The organism is Lysinibacillus macroides (assembly GCF_001281525.1).
GTDB lineage: Bacteria > Bacillota > Bacilli > Bacillales_A > Planococcaceae > Lysinibacillus > Lysinibacillus macroides.
This window is the reverse complement of record NZ_LGCI01000010.1, coordinates 960,485-980,054: the sequence shown is the minus strand read 5'-3', so window position 1 is coordinate 980,054 and position 19,570 is coordinate 960,485. Positions and strand designations below refer to the sequence as shown.

At 37.4% G+C, this 19,570-nt stretch carries 16 protein-coding genes and 1 other annotated feature; of the genes, 7 read left to right on the top strand and 9 right to left on the bottom strand.

The annotated features are described in order from the left end of the window. The first annotated feature begins 13 nt into the window (after positions 1-13). On the top strand, positions 14-1,144 hold the full coding sequence (locus ADM90_RS19610; RefSeq protein WP_053996585.1) for an acetylornithine transaminase: 1,131 nt from the start codon (positions 14-16) through the stop codon (positions 1,142-1,144). 54 nt (positions 1,145-1,198) lie between these two features. On the opposite strand, the gene ADM90_RS19605 is transcribed toward ADM90_RS19610, so the two are convergent. Both ADM90_RS19605 and ADM90_RS19600 read right to left on the bottom strand, forming a co-directional pair. Then, positions 1,199-2,080 (bottom strand): NAD-dependent epimerase/dehydratase family protein, encoded by an 882-nt coding sequence (locus ADM90_RS19605; protein ID WP_053996584.1) that lies wholly within the window; start codon positions 2,078-2,080, stop codon positions 1,199-1,201. A 93-nt stretch (positions 2,081-2,173) separates the two neighbouring features. Next, positions 2,174-5,104 carry a transglycosylase domain-containing protein gene (locus ADM90_RS19600; protein ID WP_412177004.1) on the bottom strand — a complete coding sequence of 977 codons (2,931 nt, stop codon included), beginning with the start codon at positions 5,102-5,104 and terminating at the stop codon, positions 2,174-2,176. A 163-nt stretch (positions 5,105-5,267) separates the two neighbouring features. Further along, positions 5,268-5,476: a binding site (T-box leader), on the top strand. 82 nt (positions 5,477-5,558) lie between these two features. Between ADM90_RS19600 and tyrS the strand changes: the two genes are divergently transcribed. Then, entirely contained in the window at positions 5,559-6,827 is a 1,269-nt protein-coding gene (gene tyrS / locus ADM90_RS19595) for a tyrosine--tRNA ligase (RefSeq protein WP_053996582.1), read from the top strand. A 556-nt stretch (positions 6,828-7,383) separates the two neighbouring features. Then, positions 7,384-8,658: a group II intron reverse transcriptase/maturase gene (gene ltrA / locus ADM90_RS19590; RefSeq protein WP_053996581.1), complete on the top strand. Its 1,275-nt coding sequence runs from the start codon at positions 7,384-7,386 to the stop codon at positions 8,656-8,658. A gap of 106 nt (positions 8,659-8,764) precedes the next feature. Here the strand turns inward: ltrA and ADM90_RS19585 are convergent, their stop codons facing one another. The 3 genes from ADM90_RS19585 to ADM90_RS19575 all read right to left on the bottom strand — a co-directional run bounded on the left by ADM90_RS19585 (position 8,765) and on the right by ADM90_RS19575 (position 11,916). Then, a complete protein-coding gene (locus tag ADM90_RS19585; RefSeq protein ID WP_053996580.1) occupies positions 8,765-9,652 on the bottom strand; it encodes a hypothetical protein in 888 nt (295 codons plus the stop codon). 135 nt (positions 9,653-9,787) lie between these two features. After that, positions 9,788-10,591: a cobalamin-binding protein gene (locus ADM90_RS19580; RefSeq protein WP_053996579.1), complete on the bottom strand. Its 804-nt coding sequence runs from the start codon at positions 10,589-10,591 to the stop codon at positions 9,788-9,790. Between the two features lie 119 nt (positions 10,592-10,710). Next, on the bottom strand, positions 10,711-11,916 hold the full coding sequence (locus ADM90_RS19575; protein WP_053996578.1) for an iron-containing alcohol dehydrogenase: 1,206 nt from the start codon (positions 11,914-11,916) through the stop codon (positions 10,711-10,713). A gap of 628 nt (positions 11,917-12,544) precedes the next feature. Between ADM90_RS19575 and ADM90_RS19570 the strand changes: the two genes are divergently transcribed. From ADM90_RS19570 to ADM90_RS19560, 3 genes are all read left to right on the top strand, one after another. After that, complete coding sequence (locus ADM90_RS19570; RefSeq protein WP_053996577.1) at positions 12,545-13,141, top strand: TetR/AcrR family transcriptional regulator; 597 nt, start codon at positions 12,545-12,547, stop codon at positions 13,139-13,141. Then, the gene (locus ADM90_RS19565; protein WP_053996576.1) at positions 13,138-13,983 is read left to right on the top strand and encodes a CPBP family intramembrane glutamic endopeptidase; all 846 of its coding nucleotides are present in this window, start codon (positions 13,138-13,140) and stop codon (positions 13,981-13,983) included. The genes ADM90_RS19570 and ADM90_RS19565 overlap by 4 nt, the downstream gene beginning before the upstream one ends. Before the next feature lie 722 nt (positions 13,984-14,705). Continuing rightward, complete coding sequence (locus ADM90_RS19560; protein ID WP_053996575.1) at positions 14,706-15,308, top strand: hypothetical protein; 603 nt, start codon at positions 14,706-14,708, stop codon at positions 15,306-15,308. 648 nt (positions 15,309-15,956) lie between these two features. Here ADM90_RS19560 and ADM90_RS19555 read toward each other — a convergent pair. Together ADM90_RS19555 and ADM90_RS19550 are read right to left on the bottom strand one after the other, a co-directional pair. Then, positions 15,957-17,132: a tyrosine-type recombinase/integrase gene (locus ADM90_RS19555; RefSeq protein WP_053996574.1), complete on the bottom strand. Its 1,176-nt coding sequence runs from the start codon at positions 17,130-17,132 to the stop codon at positions 15,957-15,959. 98 nt (positions 17,133-17,230) lie between these two features. Then, positions 17,231-17,614 carry an ImmA/IrrE family metallo-endopeptidase gene (locus tag ADM90_RS19550; RefSeq protein ID WP_083448640.1) on the bottom strand — a complete coding sequence of 128 codons (384 nt, stop codon included), beginning with the start codon at positions 17,612-17,614 and terminating at the stop codon, positions 17,231-17,233. Between the two features lie 253 nt (positions 17,615-17,867). Here ADM90_RS19550 and ADM90_RS19545 point away from each other — a divergent pair, with 253 nt between their 5' ends. After that, the gene (locus ADM90_RS19545; RefSeq protein ID WP_053996572.1) at positions 17,868-18,065 is read left to right on the top strand and encodes a hypothetical protein; all 198 of its coding nucleotides are present in this window, start codon (positions 17,868-17,870) and stop codon (positions 18,063-18,065) included. Here the strand turns inward: ADM90_RS19545 and ADM90_RS19540 are convergent. Next, entirely contained in the window at positions 18,049-19,011 is a 963-nt protein-coding gene (locus ADM90_RS19540; RefSeq protein WP_053996571.1) for a DUF6414 family protein, read from the bottom strand. The genes ADM90_RS19545 and ADM90_RS19540 overlap by 17 nt on opposite strands. Positions 19,012-19,229: 218 nt before the next feature. Further along, positions 19,230-19,511 carry a helix-turn-helix domain-containing protein gene (locus ADM90_RS19535; RefSeq protein WP_083448639.1) on the bottom strand — a complete coding sequence of 94 codons (282 nt, stop codon included), beginning with the start codon at positions 19,509-19,511 and terminating at the stop codon, positions 19,230-19,232. Between the last annotated feature and the right edge of the window lie 59 nt (positions 19,512-19,570).

Here is a 19,570-nt window from a genome sequence, read left to right as displayed (position 1 = left end):
TGGAGATGATAAGATGAGTGCTTTATTTGGAAACTATGGGCAACGTCGCGCACAGATTGTGAAAGGGCAGGGAACCATTGTGGAGGACTCTGCTGGGAAACAATATTTAGATTTTACGAGCGGTATTGCTGTGGTAAGTCTTGGTCATGCACATCCAGCCATTGTGCAGGCAGTGCAAGCGCAAAGTGAAAAGCTTTGGCATACATCCAATCTTTTTGATATTCCTGGTCAGGAAAAGGTAGCCCAACGATTAATAGCTGAGACACATTTTGCTCATGCATTTTTTTGTAATAGCGGAACGGAGGCAAATGAAGCTGCCATTAAATTAGCACGTAAGCATACAGGAAAACATCATATTATTACGTTTGAAAAATCATTCCATGGTCGTACGTTTGGAGCAATGTCTGCGACAGGTCAAGGCAAAATACATAATGGCTTTGGACCACTTGTTGAAAAATTTACGATTTTGCCATTTAATGATGCTGCTGCACTTGAAGCCGCTATTGATGACTCTGTAGCTGCTATTATGCTGGAGATGATTCAGGGTGAGGGCGGCGTTAATGGTGTGACGTCGGAATTCGCAGCTGCCATTGCGCAGGCCTGCAATGATAAGGGAATTTTATTAATTATTGATGAAGTACAAACAGGTATTGGACGCACAGGAACACGCTATGCCTTTGAGCAAACCATATTAAAACCACATATTATCACATTGGCAAAGGGCTTAGGTGGGGGCTTCCCTGTTGGGGCAATGCTAGGAACGGCTGAACTTTATGCGACATTTAGCCCAGGTACACATGGTACCACATTTGGTGGTAATCCCCTTGCGATGAGTGTGGCAGAGGCTGTGTTAAGCCATGTTTTTGAGCCAGCATTTTTACAGCAAGTACAAGAACTAGCTGCCTATTTTGTGGAGCAATTAAAAGCTCATTTACCTTCTAGTTATACGGTTCGAGGACAGGGCTTATTATTAGGAATTGACTGCGGTGCAACAGAGGTAGCATCTTATATTGCAGCAGCAGAGGACAAGGGGCTATTACTAGTAGGAGCAGGACCTAATGTTATTCGTCTCTTACCACCATTAACAGTAACAAAGGAAGAGATCGACAAAGCTATCGCTATTTTAAAGACAATTTTACTTTAAAAGAAATCCCAAGAATCTGCTGGTCATTTAGTGGATTCTTGGGGTTTTAAATCGTTATTGTAATTGTTTTACGAATGTCGTTACTAATTTCGGTAGCCAATCATGAAGCTCACTAAATGTAAATCCTGCTGTGGTGGCTTTTGTATTTGACATATACCAATGCGCAGGAACGTTATAAGGTGATTGAGATGCCTGATCGCCGCCAACAAGAGAGATTTTTGCCTGCTTGCCACTTGCTTGTTCAATAAGAGCGATTAATTCTTTTAATGAAATAGTACCATTTGCTGTTGCATTGTAAGGACCTTCAATCGGATACATCCCAGCAAAATATAAAAATGCAGCGGCTTCCTTATCTGTCATATAGCTCATCCGAGCATGGATATTTGAGACAGTGATAGGCTGGCCCCGTAAAATACGCTCAATATGAAAATGCAAACGACGTGTATAATCATGCTCGCCCATAATAATTGGAAAGCGTACAGCAACAACAGGGAAGGTAGCTGTTTGAAATAAAACAGCCTCTGCTAGTCGTTTTCCTTCTCCATAGGAAAAATCCTCACGCTGTCCCATACGAATAGGATAATGGAATGGATCGAAGTCTTCTTCCTTTTTGATTTTGCCATCCACCTCATAGATTGATAGTGTAGAAGTAAAAACAAGCTTTTTTGTTTTTCCTTTTAATACCTCGCACATAACCTGTGCTTCATCTGGGGCATAACAAATATTATCATAAACGATATCCCATGCTGTATGAGCAAGAGCCTGTGCTAATGCTTCGCCATCGTTGCGATCAACAAGTAATTGCTTGATATTTGTGCCGAACAGATGCTTCGTTTGGCCGCGCGTTAAAATGGTAACATGATGTCCCTCCTGAAGACAAAGCTCCACTAGCTTTTGACCAAAAAAACGTGTACCTCCTAAAACTAATATATTCATGATGTGCTCACCTCTTTAAAATAGTAGTCCTCTCTATCATGACAAAAAAATAAACCTACTACAAATCAAAGATGAGATGTAGCAGGTTTGTTGTTATTGAGTTGGTGTATTGGTAGGAGGAGGGGGGCTGGTATTTCCTCCGTTTGACCCCTCACCAGGATTAGCTGTGCCACCATTCCCGTTGTTATTGCCGTTCCCATTGCTATTAGACCCATTGCCATTCGTAGAACCGTTGCCATTCTCCTCAGTACCATTGTCATTCCCTTCAGCAGGTGGTGTCGTTGGTGTTTCTTGATCTGGCTCTTGTTCTTCTTCATTTTCCTCTGGCTCAGGGGTGCTCTCACTACCACCTGTAGAAACAACATTGGATTGGGCAGATGTTAAGCCTGTAATATCGACAGCGACAACAACATAGGCTTGTCCGCTAGCAACAGTAATGCTTTGTGTTGATTCAAGCACAGATGTAACTAAGCTTCTGCCACCATTGGTAACATTGTAAATACGGTAGCCGACCACATCATTAGATGACCCTGACCATGATAATGTGGAGCCATTCACCGTAGCACTCACTGTTGCTGGTGGGCTGCTATCTGCTGGGAAATCCACTGCTGAGACAGACGAGTTCGATAATGATGAATTTTTTGGTAATAAATTAGCAGGGTTACCGCCAAGTCTTCCTAACATTCGTGTAATAAAGGCTTGATTAATCCCTACGCCACCTGATCTCGTGAATTCAGCAGGCGTATTTGATAGGGCGTTATAGGTTTTCCCTTTAATCGTTACAACGCTGCCGCTTCCAGAACCGAAGCTATCATCAGGTTTTGATGGTACAAAGACCTTTGCATTAAATAAGTCTGAACGCACAAGACCAGCACTTGAGCAAGCTGCAGAAGGCGCTAAGCCCGAAATACCACAGAATGAAGCGCTCACGACATTTGGTGGCCTCTTAAAGCTTGTTTGTGGATCAATAAACTGTGGGTCCACATCGTAAACGGCATTCATCAACGTCGCCCATAGTCGATTTACCCGAACGCTAGGCTGTGAATACGTATTATTAAATGCATACAAGGTACGTGGCTGATCATAGCCCATCCAAACGCCCAAAGAAATATTCGGATTATATCCTACTAACCACACATCTTTATACTCTTGAGAAGTCCCTGTTTTTGCGGCGAAATCAGAAGAGAATTTCAATGAATTTCGTGCAAGTGTACCTGTTCCTTGTGTTAAAACATCACGTAGCATATCTGTAATGATATACGATGTTTCTGGGCTAAACACTTGGGTAGGTGCTACCTCATGTTGATAAATGATATTGCCATCTTGATCTTCAATTCGATCAATCATATAGGAATCAACAAACTGTCCGCCATTTGCAAAGGTTGCAAAGGCATTCGTATTTTCTTCAACAGTTACACCTTCATGTAAAGCACCAATACCTGTTGCAAGGTTGGTGAAATCATCAGGATGTAATTTGCTGAAGCCCATTTTGACTAATAGATCGGCAGGACGTCTATTTAAAATATCATTGTATAAACGTAATGCTGAGATATTTTGAGAGTCTGCTAAAGCCTCACGCGCAGGAATAATCCCGCGTTCATCACTTGTAATATAGTTACTTGGACTCCATGAGCCGATGGAGAATTTTACGTCAACTAATGGGCTACCTGCACCGATAACGCCATATTCAATCGCTGGTGCATAAACAAGCAATGGCTTCATTGTAGAACCATTCGAGCGATAAGCTTGTGTGGCATGGTTTACTTGTGTTGTTTTAAAGTCTCGTCCACCTACAAAGCTTAAAATCCGACCTGTTGTGTTTTCAATTAAAATACTACCTACCTGTACAGGCATTTCGATATCAATTTCTTCACCAGTTACAGGGTCCTTCCCTTTTCCAGTATACGTATGACCGTAATATTGGAAGTTTTGCGCAGCTTTTTGCATTGCATCATACATATCTTTATTAATCGTTGAATAAATTCGGTAGCCCTTTGAGCGAACATCACGATCAGCTAAAATTGTATATTTATCTCTTAATTTTTTTTCTGATTTCAAACGCTCTGCATCAATGCCATCTTCTTGTGCTAGCTTTTCCGCAATAATATCTTTGGCGCGATTTTCAAGCTCGTATGTAAGCCATGGATAACGATCCTCCGCGCGCATTTCAGGTCCGCGGAAATCGGCAGTAATATCGTAGTCGAGCGCTTCTTGATATTGTGCATCATTAATATAACCAGCTTCTTTCATACGATAAAGCACTGTTTTCATACGATCAATACCTGGTTGTAAAGCTTTCTCGCTTTTTAGCTCACCTGTATTGGTAAACGGTGTATAGGCAAATGGAGCCTGCGGAATCCCAGCTATATACGCTGCCTGGGGAAGTGATAGCTCTTTTGCTTTGATGCCAAAAATCCCTTCAGCAGCTGTTTCAATCCCTGCGATATTTCGACCTGATGAGTTACGACCATAGGGAATAATATTTAAGTAAGCCTCTAATATTTCTTCCTTTGTCATAAAATGCTCTAAACGCATCGCAAGTAAAATTTCCTTCGCTTTACGTTCATAGGATACTTCATTTGTTAACACTTGGTTTTTAATAAGCTGTTGTGTTAGGGTAGAGCCACCTGTCTGTGTAGCAGAGTTTGTGACATCTTGTAATAATCCGCGGATAACCGCTTTTGGTACGATGCCAGTATGCTCGCGAAAATATTCATCCTCTGTTGCAAGAACAGCATTGATAACGTCTGGCGCAACATTGTTAAGTGAAGTTTCACGACGATCTAAATCTGTCCGTAATTTCCCAATATAAATATCATTGGCAAAATAAATTTCACTGGTTTCTTCATAGCTAAAAATTTGATTTCGCAGCTCTGCTTTTGAACGCAATGGCTCATCTTTTACAAGAGAAGCAAAATAACCAGCACCAACTGAACCGACAAATACAGTACCAACCAATGCAAAGACTAAAAATAGTAAAAATAAGTTCCAGGCAACACTACCTGAAATACGTAATCTCTTCATCCATGTTCGTGCCAGTAATTCATCGATTTTTGCATTGATTTGTTGAATCTTAGCTTTCAATGTATCGACCTCCTAAAATCTTGTTTATTATAGCACATATTGTTTTAGTAGGAACATAAGTTATTGACTTTGAAAAAGATTCGTATAGAATAATGTTTATAGTTTTCTGGTGAGGAAGAGCTTGCAGTAGTATCTATATTCCCTGTTTAGAGAGCCAGTGGTTGGTGAAAACTGGTCATAATGTAGAGACGAATTACGTGCTTGGAGCTTAGACGTGCGCGCCTGCGATAAAGGCGATTGAACGAAGTGGAAGGTGGATGACATCTTCAAGCCGGGTGGTACCGCGTTAGTTTGTAACTTAACGTCCCTGCATGCAATTTTGCGTGTAGGGACTTTTTTTATCTAAATATGTCCTTACACGTAACGAATTTCAACCATTTTAGGAGGAACAAACATGACAAATGAATTATTACAAGATTTAGAATGGCGTGGCTTGCTTTACCAGCAAACAGATGCGGAAGGCATGGCTAAGTTATTAGAGGAGCAATCAGTTTCCCTATACTGTGGTGTAGACCCAACGGCAGATTCTATGCATATTGGCCATATCGTGCCTCTTTTAACATTGCGTCGCTTCCAAAAAGCAGGCCATCGTCCGATTTTACTTGTTGGGGGTGCAACAGGGATGATTGGAGATCCATCTGGTCGTTCTGAAGAGCGTCAATTACAGACAGTAGAACAAATTGATAAAAATGTCCAAGGTATCCGTAGTCAATTAGAGCGTATTTTTGATTTTGCAGAGGATGGCAATGGGGCACAGCTTGTCAATAATCGTGACTGGATCGGCAATATGAACACAATTGAGTTTTTACGTGATTACGGAAAATTAATTAATGTCAATTACATGCTGGCAAAGGATACAATTGCTTCGCGTCTCGATACCGGTATTTCGTTTACGGAGTTTGCCTATACATTAATTCAAGGCATTGATTACAATCATTTATACAACCATTACAATTGCCGCATTCAAGTAGGTGGCTCTGATCAGTGGGGTAATATTACAACAGGCTTAGAGGTTATTCGTAAAACACATGAGGAGGAGACAAAAGCCTTCGGGATTACAATTCCTTTAGTGACAAAAGCAGACGGTACAAAATTTGGTAAAACAGCAGGTGGTGCTGTCTGGCTGGATGGCAAGAAAACATCGCCATATGAGTTCTACCAATTCTGGATCAATGCTGCGGATGCAGATGTTGTAAAATACTTAAAAATCTTTACATTCCTTTCTCGTGAGGAAATTGAAGCATTAGCCGTTTCTGTAGAGGAGGAGCCACATTTACGGAAGGCACAAAAAGCACTTGCTGAAGAAATGACTCGTTTAATTCATGGACAAGAAGCTTTAGAGCAAGCCATTCGTATTACAGCTGCTTTATTCTCAGGCGACTTAAAAGCTCTTTCGGCGGATGAAATGAAGGATGCCTTTAAAGATATTCCTTCTATTGAAATGGCAAAAGAGGACAAAAACATTGTGGACCTTCTTGTGGAGGCGGGAATCTCGTCCTCGAAACGCCAGGCACGCGAGGATGTATCAAATGGTGCAATTAGCGTAAATGGTAAAAAGGTGACAGATTTACAATATGTAGTTGATGGACAAGATCGTTTAGAGGATGCATTTAGCATTATCCGTCGTGGTAAGAAAAAATACCATATGGTGAAATTCATATAAATACTAACAGACTGTAGACAAAAGGAATCGAGAGCTTCAATCTCGATTCCTTTGTATTGTGTGCCAGGCATGGCAACTATCTAGGTGGTGAAAGTCCGCTGTGGGGGTACACATCGACCAACCACTAAGGAAGCGCAAGGTACTTATCGTGAGGGAAGGGCTGGAGGAAGCGTGGAATAAAATCTTGGCTCGACGAACAGAAATCTGATACCAAGGCTCTACAAAGGGATAAGGCTCCAATACAAGTCAAAGTCCAAAAGATGTGCGTAACTTTGTAGGGTAAATCAGGCGAGTAAAAGAGGAAAGATAGGTGTCTTACCCTGGGAGGTCTTGTGGATGTACAGAAGTACAGTCGAAAAAGGTTAGCCGCAAGAAGTCAGCAGAAGCCATAGTAATGAAGCCATTCATGAAGGGCTGAACAATTTATAGTGTTTCAACGCCACGAATGCGTAAGTGACCAACTCCGAATGTGTTAATGGTGAACGTATGAGCGTATCTCAAAGGCTAACCAAAATGGAGCTATCACTTACTACGTGAGAGGAAAGGAGAAACGAGTGTGGAGCTTTTAGAAAAAATTCTAAGTAATCAAAACATGAATAATGCCTACTTGCGTGTTTATAGAAACAAGGGGGCAAGTGGTGTCGATGGAATCACGGTTGATGAACTGAAACAATATCTGAGAGAGAACAAGGATGAACTATGTCAGCGCATCAGAACAAGAAAATACCAACCACAAGCTGCCTTACGAGTGGAAATCCCAAAAGAAAATGGCAAGATGCGTAAATTGGGCATACCAACAGTAGTGGATAGAGTCGTTCAACAAGCCATTCATCAAGTACTCAGCCCGATATTTGAAAAGCAGTTCAGTGAATTCAGTTACGGCTTTAGACCAAAAAGAAGCTGTGAGATGGCTATGATAAAAAGCTTGGAATTTCTGAATGACGGAAACGATTGGGTCGTAGATATTGACCTCGAAAGATTCTTCGACACAGTTCATCATGATAAACTGATGCGAATTATATCCACTACAATTGATGATGGTGATGTGATTTCGTTAATCAGGAAATACTTAGTCAGTGGGGTCATGGTGAAAGGAAAATATGAAGAAACACCAGTCGGGACTCCGCAAGGAGGAAACCTTAGTCCACTATTGAGTAATATTATGTTAAACGAACTGGATAAGGAGCTGGAAAGTAGAGGACTTCAATTCGTGAGATACGCAGATGACGCCCTCATCTTTGTGAAGAGTGAGAAAGCAGCGAATCGAGTAATGGAATCCATCGTGAGATTTATTGAAAATAAATTGGGGTTACTCGTCAATGTAGAAAAGAGTAAAATCTCTCGTCCAAAAGATTTGAAATTCTTGGGGTTTGGATACTATTACGACTGTAAGAATAAGAAATACCAAGCAAAACCCCATTTCACATCCATACAAAAATTTCAAAGAAAGCTTCGAAAATTAACAAAGCGAAATTGGAGTGTTTCGTTGGATCACCGAATCCTAAAACTAAAACAAGTTATACTAGGGTGGGTTAATTACTTTAGAATCTCAAATATGAAAAAAGCAATGATTGAGATAGACAAGAAACTTCGCTCCAGAACGAGAGTGATTATCTGGAAGCAATGGAAGGTAGCGAAGAAACAAATTAAGTCGCTTATTCAGCTAGGGATTCCGGAGGAAGAAGCAAAAGGATTAACCTACTGTCGAAAAGGTTACCGATTTATAGGATTATCCAAAGTTGTCCAAAGAGCCATCTCAAACAAAAGACTAAAGCAGAGGGGGCTTCCCTCTGCTTTAGAACATTATCTAAAAGTACACACTGTAATATAAATTGAACCGCCGTATACGGAACCGTACGTACGGTGGTGTGAGAGGGGCGAAGATAGTTAAACTATTCTCCCTCTACTCGATTAGGCTACGATGCCATTCTAAAATGTTATATTTTCTTTAAATAATTCCAATTTTTATTTCCAGCAAAACGTCTAATAGCTGATCTGGAGTGTGTATCATGCAGTTTGTCTAGTCGGTCTGGATCTACTGTAGAGATGTATTTCAGTAAAAATCTAATATTTCCTAATAAACCTAATACATGTAGTTGTATTCCAGATAATTTATGATGGCTAGGGTGTAGCATATCAATTTTTTTTACGGTATATTCCCCCACAATATCATCTGAACTCTCAACCTCCTCACTATTTTTAATTAAATGATAAAAAAAGTTTCTATTTTGGTTTCGATTACTATCTTTACTTTTAATATAAAAAAATAGGTGAGATTTATTTTCTGAATCTTCGAATTTTATTACAGTGCTAGGTGCAATGGGGGGTATTTGTTTTGTCATTACACACCTTTCAACGTGCAAATCTACTTCTTCTTTATACTGCGAATTGTATCTTCTTAATGCATCAACATTTAACAATAAAGGTTTTAAAGAAGTTCTACCAAAAAATGTAGTTATTTTTAAAATTGAGTCCTCAAATTCAAAGGAGAAAACAATATCGTTATCTAAAATGGCCAAATTCCGAGTCAAAACCCGAATACGATTAGGGTTTATTAAAATAGCTACTCGAAATACATTTGTGAGTAGATCTTCTGTAGTAGGTGGACCGACTCTTTGATGCCATCTTTCATAAGCGTGAGCAACAACCTTCACATCTATAATTCCTTTTGGTAATTTTAAGTCAAGGTATTCAGGTGTTGGATATTTCTTTATTAACATAGAGTAGTTGTTTTTTTGAACATTTAAAAATGACACAGCTTCCTTTATAGATATTTTCCCCACTGGATAAAGGTCTTCTATTTTTACAACTGATTTCTTATCCACAGATGATTAATTCCTTTTCTGTTTTTATGAATAAACTACATATTATTAAAAATCTAAAAAAATTATGTTGGAACAATTTAAAAATAATAGATAAACTCTTACAACATCTCACGTAGCTTGTGGAATGTTGTTTTTTTATAGGAAACTTGGATATTTTATATGTTTATATTCCGTTGGATGTAATAGTTTTGCAAGCTTAATGGCTCCATCAATAAGGCGGGGAGAAGGGCGACAATAAAGCCATTCCTCCATAACATATAGCTGCTGCCTTTTGACAGCCTCTAAATCCTGGGCATGCGGGCGTTTTAATACATGGGCTGGTTTTATTCGCTTAAAAGCAACACCAACCCAAGCCATCATTATATAGTCAGGCTTACGCTGTACCACATCTGCCCAATCTGTTTGGACACTAGCTAGTTCCACATCCCGAAATAGATTCACACCGCCAGCGATTGCACTAATTTCGGTTAGCCAATTGGTGCTGCCAGGTGTAAAAATAGGATTCGGCCACCATTCCCAATAAAGTGTGGGCTTTTCCGTAATTGTTTGAGCAATGTGCTGCATGTTGTCAATTGTTTGTAAATATTCCTGCATGACAGATTGTGCCCGTTGTTCCATATTGCAAACCTTACCAAGTGTGAGAAGATCTTGTGCGATTTCCTCTAAGGAGTTTGCATTAAAAACAATATGTGGAATGCTTCGTTCTGCCAATGCCTGAATATTTTTTTCCATACCCGGTACGCTTAAAGAAGCAAGCACAAGATCAGGCTGCAATGCTTCTAGTGCATCCATATTAATCGATAAATCAGGCCCAAGCTGTGGTAAATTTTTCACTGCTATTGGCCAATCAGAAAAATCATCAACACCAACAAGCTGATCGACCAGCCCTAAATAGGCGACAAGCTCTGTATTACTAGGACAAATTGAAATTAAACGCATATCGCTATCTCCTATTCTTTTTAAGAAAAGTATAACGAGAGTTAGCCCTATAGACAATGAACTTATCATAAAATAGAAAAAAAGGTGGAGAAAATTCCCCACCTTAGCATCTAATACGATTAAGAAAGTGCTACAGCCTCAAGCGATTGCTCTTTCTTTGCAACAGGACCCATTGCATTTGTAATGATTTGTTTAATATCTTCCAATGTTGCTTTACGAGGATTTGTTGTCGCACAAACATCTAACAGCGCATTTTTCGCTAATGTTTCAATATCCTCATCTTTTGCCCCTAATTCACGGAAGCCGCTAGGAATATTTAAGTCCTTAGCTAGCTTTTCAATCGCTGTAATCGCTTTTTCAGCAGCATCGCGCTTACTTAAGCCTTCCACATTTTCGCCTAATAATTCAGCAATACGAGCGAAGCGCTCTGTACGTGCCGTCACATTAAAGCGGCAAACATGTGGCAATAAAATCGCATTACATACGCCATGTGGCAGATTATAGAAGCCACCTAGCTGATGGGCAATTGCATGGACATAGCCAAGTGAGGCATTATTAAAGGCCATACCAGCTAAAAATTGTGCATATACCATTTGCTCACGTGCTTCTAAATCAGTGCCATTTGCATAGGCACGTGGTAGGTATTCTGGAATTAGTTGAAGTACCTTTTCAGCACAAGCATCTGTAATTGGTGTTGCATTTGTTGAAACAAAGGCTTCAATCGCATGTGTTAATGCATCAACACCAGTAGCTGCTGTAAGAGCAGGAGGTAAACCAATCATTAATTCAGGATCGTTAATGGAAAGTAACGGTGTCACATGTTTATCAACAATCGCCATTTTTACTTTACGTGCTGTATCTGTAATAATCGTGAAACGAGTCATTTCACTTGCAGTACCAGCCGTTGTGTTGATCGCAATATAAGGGACAAGTGGATTTTGAGATTTATCCACACCCTCATAATCATGAATACGTCCACCATTCGAAGCAATAAGTCCGATTGCTTTTGCTGCATCGTGTGCACTGCCTCCTCCAAGAGATACAATGGAATCGCAATTTTCAGCATGATATACTGCAACCCCATCTTCTACGTTTTGATCTGTTGGATTTGGTTCGGCTTTCGGGAAAATTGCTACATCAATTCCAGCAGCTGTAATGATGTTTGCAATTTGTTCAGAGAGACCTAATTTGTGTAAGCCCTCATCTGTTACGATTAATGTCTTTTTCACTTCTAAATCATTTAAACGATTACCAACTTCTTGAATTGCTCCAGCTCCAAATAAGTTTGTTTTCGGCATTACAAATTGCTTTAGAACGTCTGACATATGTCCAACCCCTTTAAAATTATTATTGCTTGAATGATGGTGAACCACCTTTCGCAATTCATCGTAGTCTATTTTTTATCAAACTGCAACTCAAATTTTTATCAAAATTAATATTTTTTGTAGTGTTATTATTTTACAAAAAAGTTAACCTTGTAATAGATTCTTTAAAAATAAGGGTTATGTTATTTATTGATTTTATTATGCTTTAGAAAACATTTTATTATAAAAGTAAAATATATTTTTTGGAAAGTGGTTCTATTTTTATGCCTCATTGAATAGTAAATACCTGATAATAGGTTTTTAGCATATAGGTTGTATTTATGCTGCTTTTAAGGTGCGTAAAAATGGAATAAAATCCTTTTTTTATTTAGTAGTGAACATGAATATTAATATTTTACTTTTTTAGTGGAGCTGTGAATTTTGGAAAGTCATAATATAACAACCTGAAAATTCCTCTTGTTTTCGATAATACATAAAAGGTGGTGATTGAAATTCTAATGGAATGCCTCTGTTTGAAAAATTCACTTCTTCTATCTTTTTTTATGAAAGGTGGATATTTAGCAGGAAATTTTTAAATTTTATTGAATATAATTTCAATGAAAATATATTCAATAAATGAGGTGAGAAAATGTCGAATAGACAAGTACAAAAGGAACGGAGAAAAGCCTTAATTTTAGAATGTGCTTTAGATTTATTTATTCGAAAGGGCTATGGTGAAACCAAAGTTGCGGATATTGCGAAGGCTGCTGACATGAGTATGGGCTTGCTTTTCCACTATTTTGAATCGAAGGAGAAGTTATATGAAACGCTCATTCTCATTGGCTGTGAAAAGCTTAAAATGGATTTTTCTCCTTTAGATGAAGAACAACCACTAGCTATTTTTAAAAAAGCTGTAGAAGACATATTCAACATGATTAAGACAAATTCATTTGCTGCTAAAATGTTTGTTCTAATGGAAAGCGCGCAGCATTTGGATTCTTTAGCTCCTGACCTAAAAGAAAAACTTGCTGAAGCTACTAAACTAATGGAAAAAAGCGCTCTCATCATTGAAAAAGGGCAGCTACAGGGTGATATTAAACAAGGAAATGCTCAAGCGCTTGCCGTAGCATTTTGGTGCTCTATCCAGAGTATTGCACAATATATAGCTCTGCATCCTGAAACACCGTGCCCTGATCCCATGTGGATTATTGCCATACTTGACAATAAGGAGGCTAGTTATCCATGAAAAGAAATGTAATAACCTTTACAATTGTTGTATTACTATGTGGATGGCTTGGGGTGTGGGTGGACAAATTACTCCCCGAGCAGCCTCAGGGCGATTCACTTGGTATGGGAATTTGGCTAATTTCACCGTTATTTGCAACGATACTATTGCGTGCCTTTGCAGGGGATGGTTGGCGGGACATGGGATTATCACTTAGTTTAAAAGGCAATGTAAAATGGTATATTACCGCACTGCTGATTTATCCTGTTATCACATCTATTATTGTGCTGTTAGGCTATGTTTTTGATTGGATGGATTTTTCGAACTTTGATATGTCCACAATTGTGTCTGTTTTTGTAAGTGGTTTACTTGTCCAGTTTATTAAAAATTTTTTTGAAGAATCGGTTTGGCGGGGCTATCTCACAAGCAAACTGATACAGCTAAAATTAAATGACTTTTGGCTCTATGTTAGTGTTGGGGGAGTGTGGGGAGTCTGGCATATTCCTTACTTCCTTGTATTTTTAACTGAAAATGATATTACTAGCGTACTTCCCGTAAATCGATGGGTATTTATGCTTGTAGGAATTGTCACTATCATTTTCTGGAATGTTATGTATACTGAAATTTATCTTATGACAAAAAGCATTTGGCCACTAGTCCTTATGCATATGACAGAGGATGCTCTAGTAAATCCGCTTATTCTTGAGGGTTATCTCAACATTGTCCAAGGAAAAGAAATTCTTGTTTCACCAACCGCAGGCATTATTACAACATTTCTCTATTTGCTTGTTGGGTTGATGTTACGCGCTAAAAGAAAAAAGCGGGAAGGCAGAATGATAGTAGCAGACATCTCACTTCAGTAATGTGAAAGTTTAGTGAGAAGCATAAAAAAGTCATTAATAAATACTTCTCATTGGATAGGCGCGGAGGTCGAATTGTCTAAGTAGCACCTGTGAATCGTGTGCAATATGGCTACGGTTTAAAGGACAATATCTATAGCTTTATGCACAGGTGAAGGTAACATAAACGGCTGATCCGCAGCGATTTTAAAAGGATTATATAGCGTATGTTTGGTTACAAGAGAGCTTGCAAAAAAACTGACATCCCTACAGCCTTAGATAGAACGAATGAGCTGCACAAACAATAAAGGATGACAATTTACAAAATTACCTACTAAAGCAATCAGTTGATAAAAAAATTGATAAACAGTTTCACTTTCATTTAAACATTATGGTCTAAAATTGACATTTTTGTGAAAAAATATTCAGGTATAAAAATCATGAATTTTGAAATATTTCAAGTATTTTACTAGATATTCATAAACATTGTTACTTTAGTACTTGAAAATAATAAGATGACCGCCAGATAATGGCGTAAGTTGGCGTGAATTGGCGGGACCTGTGAATATAGATCAAAAAAATGGCGGTCATTACATCAAAAAATGGCGTTAAACGAATGTTGATACCCTATTGTTGGAAATGTTAGGATATCATTATCTCGAGATTAAGTGTATAGGCTATAGCCAAGGCATGATGACATATGTCATAAAAATTTAGAAATATACTTGAAAAATGGAGTGATATTTGTGAAATTTTCTAAATTATTATCAGCATCAACATTAACGTTAGCACTATTTAGCACTAGTGTAGTGCCTGTTTTTGCAAATGAATCTAGTAAAACTGTAGAAACATCTTCTATCACAACAATGGATCAACTGGATGAAAGATTTAATCTTCAAACTATAACAGAAATTCCAGAAGGAGTTATCCCTCTTGAATTCGATTCAATCGAGGAAGCAGCTAAATATTTTTTAGAATTAGAGAATGGTGATGTTACTTCTGATTTAGAAATAAATAATACCACGCAAACACTAGAAATCACACCTTTTTATAACACACCGATTACAACGACTAAAGTGGGGAGGTTTAATGCCACTAGTGCTGCTACACTAAGTGCTACTATTTCATATGTTGCGATGGGAAATGGGATGATTGATTTAGTTAGTGTAAAATCTCAAGCTCAGGGAAATGGGAGTTGGACTTGGTCACAAAGTTCATATACAATAAAAAAATTAGATGGTGGCAGATCAATAGGGATAAATATATCTGGTGTTTTAACAAATATTGTTTATGTGGGCGGAGTATTAAAGCAATATAAGTATAGTGAGACAGTATACGTAGAAATTTGATTTTTAACATAACTCAAACAGCCCTGGTATTCATTTTAAGCCAGGGTCTTTTTACGTATATATTCACTCTCACAAAAATGAAATCAATCTTGTCTGCTTTATTTTTGCTAGATAACTGGTAGATTCAACTAATTTATGTAAATTCTTTTCTTTGATTAAAAGAGTCAACAAAGCGACGCATCACATACTTCTCTCCACTTGTTCTTCTCGAATGGTGTAATCAAGTTTGTTTTCCGCAGTCTTTTCTTCTTTTAAAAAAACTATGACAAGTTTGGACTAGATGAATTATTGATTGGGCTGATTATTAAAGAGATAGAGAAACCACTTCCTTGGAAATAATGATCTATATACATTTATCAGTAATTTTAATGTTTAGGATGTCCCATACCTTAATATACTGATTTTCTTAGAATGAATCCGCAAATTATTGATTAGCTTTGAAGGATTTTGAGTAGTTGAAAATAATAAAAACCGCCAAATACTTGATATACAAGTATCGGCGGTTTACGTTTAAATGTGTTTGAAACCCGAAAAAATTAACGAGAGGAATGTTCTACGATTTTATAAATCCATTGATAACAAGGGTTTGCATCACCTCTTTATAAAGTTGCCCCCAAATTTGCCCCCATAGTGCCCCAAAACACATGATTAACTTAATAATTTTAGAGCATCATTGAATACTTCCACAACTTCTTTTTTAGCTTCATCAAGCACATGAGCATAAGTTTCCCAAATGACTTTTGGTGTGTTACCTAAACGATCAGCTACAACTGTTACATCGATTTTAGCAGTCAATAATAATATGGTTGCGTGCGTGTGTCTGAATACGTGCGGAGAAAATGGAGCGGTAATACCTGAATGCTCTTTTACTCTTTCAAAAGCATAATGCAGGCTATTCTCAGCATAAGGTGCACATGTTTGACTTGATACAAAGACAAGTTCAGTGTCAGAGAATCTCTTCCCGTTGAATAAATATAACTCTTTACACCAGGTCTGATATTTTTTTAGCATAGCCATTATTTTAGAATCCATATCAATAGTACGATAACTATTTGTTGTTTTTAATGGACCTATTTCATTTTTCGTTCGTTGGCGGTCGAAAGTTACTTGGTTATATTTGAAATCTAAATCACGCCACTGCAAACCAAGTGCTTCACCACGACGACACCCAGAGTATGCCAAAAAATGAAATAACGTATTGACGGTGATATTCTCCTTTTCATGTACATAGCTCAAAACTGTCTGTAACTCTGCTTTTGTTAACATATTAGCTTTTTCAATAGCACCTTCATCTTTAATGATAACTTTCGTGAAGCGATTTCTCGGAATGAGCTCATTGTCGACTGCAGCATTAATAGCTACTTTGAATACACGGTGAAACAATCGTACTGTCGAAGGCTTATAATCAATCAATAACTTTTGAATAAATTGACGTTTATATGTCTCTTTATCTAAAGTAGCCAACTTAAACTTCCCTAATGATGGCTTAAACTGGTCACGAATCATATTAGCTCGCTGTTTGACAGTATTAGGCCGCCAAGTTACTTTATTGGACTCAAACCATATGTCTAGCCATTCAGCAACTCTCATATTGTCGTTTTCCACTTCAATATGATTACCACTAACTAACTTTGCACGCACTTCACATAAAGCGCGATAGGCAGCAGCTTCACTCGTAAATGCTTGTTCCTTTTTTTCACGACGTTTTTTGAGTACATCATAATAACGATGTCGATAGAGCCACCTTTTGTTTCCTGATGCGTCCAGATACCAAAACAATTCCTTATCACGTTGACATTTATTTAATTTCGGTTTTTTCGCCATTAGTATCCCTCATTCGTTATCGGGCAGATGTACGGTAGGGGATAGATAAATCACCACCTTTCCAATAATGCTAACAGGTTTCATGAGTAGATAGTATGCTATCTATGCATAATGAGCTTGCTCTTATATTGTAAGAGTCGCTTACTAGCAAATTCATATTCTACGTTAAATATTTCTTGTAATTCTCGTATAACTTGAGGAGCGGAGTAATTTAATTTGAGATCATCCATCATAAATGTTGGCATGCATGCATGGTACATAAAGTGATTAGCTTTGAATTCCTGATATTCACGAAAGAGGGGATACATATGAAATTGATCGCCTGTATGTAATAGAACATGTGAAAGCTCATGGCAAAAATCTTGCCATTGTTGCTTTGGCGATTGGTTTTCATTAAGAAAAATATAATACCGACCATCAATAAACAAGGCCTGACTCTTTTCTGACCAATAAAACACTTTCAAGCCCATTCGAAGGGCCATTTCTTCAAACTGCAGCAGAGTAGGGTCTGTAATGCCTAGACGAGTATAGAACTGTTGGACATAATCTTCCAGATGTGTATAGTGTATGTAAATCAACTCCTAAAACAATTATTTAGAACGTATGTTCTTTTTATTGTATAACAAAACCCTACTTTTTAGAAGTAGGGTAAATAATTATCATTTCAAAATAAATGTAAAATAACATATACTATAGGCATATACATATTTCATAAGAATCATGGAGGTGGTTAGTATGTTAAAAAAAACTTTAGGCTTTATAAAAAAAACTGAACAACAGTCTAAAAAGCAGAAGGAAGAATTTGAAAAAATGGCTAAAAGTAATCAAATGACAAAAAACAAAGTAAAAGAGCGAATTAATACAAAATCAAAAGAGTTTGAAAAAAAGCAAATCAATAAGAAAAAACATTTTGATATTATTCATAATAAATAGCTAAAGGAGTTACCATATAGTCCCCAGCCTCTATGATTTTAAATGAACCTAAAATTATATCCATCATCATGTTAGGTACTTTATCTAAATCTTTTTCTTCTAAATTGGGCATAGCAGAGTTTCCATCAATAACAATATTTTTTTTTCCTATTACCCTAAATAACATTTTTGCTTGCCTAGAATTATCAATTCTAAATGTTAAGGCTTGTGAAGACTCTCTTAAACTATCTTTACTCACAAGACCAATATTTTTCCCCGCTTTTATAAGTGCCATACCAGATAGTAATTCTGAAGCATATTTTCCAAGTGAGTGTAGTTGTTCGTACATTGATACTATGGGTTTAACTCCTTCAACTGTGGCTACAATGATATTTGCTTCAGCCATTTTTGCCCTATCTGCAGCATTAGGATTTTTTTTCGCTAATAATTTCTTGGCTTCTTCGTAGCTAAGGTCATACTGTTCAATTTCCATGAAGTAAATTTTTTTCATTGCTTCTGCATTTATAGAATTTTTTAATAGATCAAAATCATAAAATTTAAAGGTAGATTCATAGAAAAATAAGTCACCCTCTTTAAATCTATTATTTCCTTCAACAAGTAAATTTCTTTCTTTTAATTTTCTTATTAAAATTTCTAACGCATGATCATGAAAGGCTTTATTTAAAATATCTTTTTGACCTTCTAATATCGAAGTTGAATATATTTCTGATTCTGTTCCTCCATTTCCTTTTCTTGCACCGAACCTAAAGCTTCCGCCAGGAAGTATTCCTGTTGAAACTTTTACATTAGCATTTAATTGTCCATTTGAACTTCGTGTTGATTGCGTCGTTTCTCCATTTGTTTCTTGTGAAGAACTTTCCATAGTAAAATTATTAATTAGTCCCTCGTCTAATTGTGCTAACATAGAATTTATTATGTTTGTATCTAAGTAAATAATTTCCTTCATTAGGTATCTCTCCTAGCGTGATATATTTATGGATAAAGAACCGTTTGAACAGATTCGATATACCTGTTTAATTTGAAATAAAGAGGGAAAATTAATTTTCCGTTTTAGGTGTTTTTTGGACATGCTAATATAGCATATCCTATTTCTTTTCATGTTTTATGATTTCCCAAATATCACGTAATCGACGGACTACTTCTTCATTCGGCTCAGGAAGTTCTCTATAAAAAAACTTGCAGTTCAGGATCATTAGCGAAAGCGTGGAACTCAGCTTCGTCTTTTTCTTGTTGTGAAGGTGACGAAGGGCTATCTGTATTACCTAGTAGGTAGTCAGTGGTCGTATTTAATGTATTAGCTAAAAGTACAAGCATTTCATTAGAAAGAGTACTATATCCATTTTCATAGTTGCTGATTGTACCTTTAGTTGTTTGAACTTTAGTTGCTAATTGTTCTTGTGTCATTTTTTTAGCTTTTCTAGCTATTTTCAAACGATGATCCAACATGAAATCACTCCTTGTACAATTAACCATTAATTTTACCTCCGACTACAGATAAATTTGAT

What these genes read in the sequence shown, in the direction of transcription:
- ADM90_RS19610 (WP_053996585.1), top strand. Translation starts at nt 14, where the DNA reads ATGAGTGCTTTATTTGGAAACTATGGGCAACGTCGCGCACAGATTGTG.
- ADM90_RS19605 (WP_053996584.1), bottom strand. Translation starts at nt 2,080, where the DNA reads ATGAATATATTAGTTTTAGGAGGTACACGTTTTTTTGGTCAAAAGCTA.
- ADM90_RS19600 (WP_412177004.1), bottom strand. Translation starts at nt 5,104, where the DNA reads ATGAAGAGATTACGTATTTCAGGTAGTGTTGCCTGGAACTTATTTTTA.
- tyrS (WP_053996582.1), top strand. Translation starts at nt 5,559, where the DNA reads ATGACAAATGAATTATTACAAGATTTAGAATGGCGTGGCTTGCTTTAC.
- ADM90_RS19580 (WP_053996579.1), bottom strand. Translation starts at nt 10,591, where the DNA reads ATGCGTTTAATTTCAATTTGTCCTAGTAATACAGAGCTTGTCGCCTAT.
- ADM90_RS19575 (WP_053996578.1), bottom strand. Translation starts at nt 11,916, where the DNA reads ATGTCAGACGTTCTAAAGCAATTTGTAATGCCGAAAACAAACTTATTT.
- ADM90_RS19570 (WP_053996577.1), top strand. Translation starts at nt 12,545, where the DNA reads ATGTCGAATAGACAAGTACAAAAGGAACGGAGAAAAGCCTTAATTTTA.
- ADM90_RS19565 (WP_053996576.1), top strand. Translation starts at nt 13,138, where the DNA reads ATGAAAAGAAATGTAATAACCTTTACAATTGTTGTATTACTATGTGGA.
- ADM90_RS19555 (WP_053996574.1), bottom strand. Translation starts at nt 17,132, where the DNA reads ATGGCGAAAAAACCGAAATTAAATAAATGTCAACGTGATAAGGAATTG.
- ADM90_RS19550 (WP_083448640.1), bottom strand. Translation starts at nt 17,614, where the DNA reads ATGGCCCTTCGAATGGGCTTGAAAGTGTTTTATTGGTCAGAAAAGAGT.
- ADM90_RS19545 (WP_053996572.1), top strand. Translation starts at nt 17,868, where the DNA reads ATGTTAAAAAAAACTTTAGGCTTTATAAAAAAAACTGAACAACAGTCT.
- ADM90_RS19540 (WP_053996571.1), bottom strand. Translation starts at nt 19,011, where the DNA reads ATGAAGGAAATTATTTACTTAGATACAAACATAATAAATTCTATGTTA.
- ADM90_RS19535 (WP_083448639.1), bottom strand. Translation starts at nt 19,511, where the DNA reads ATGTTGGATCATCGTTTGAAAATAGCTAGAAAAGCTAAAAAAATGACA.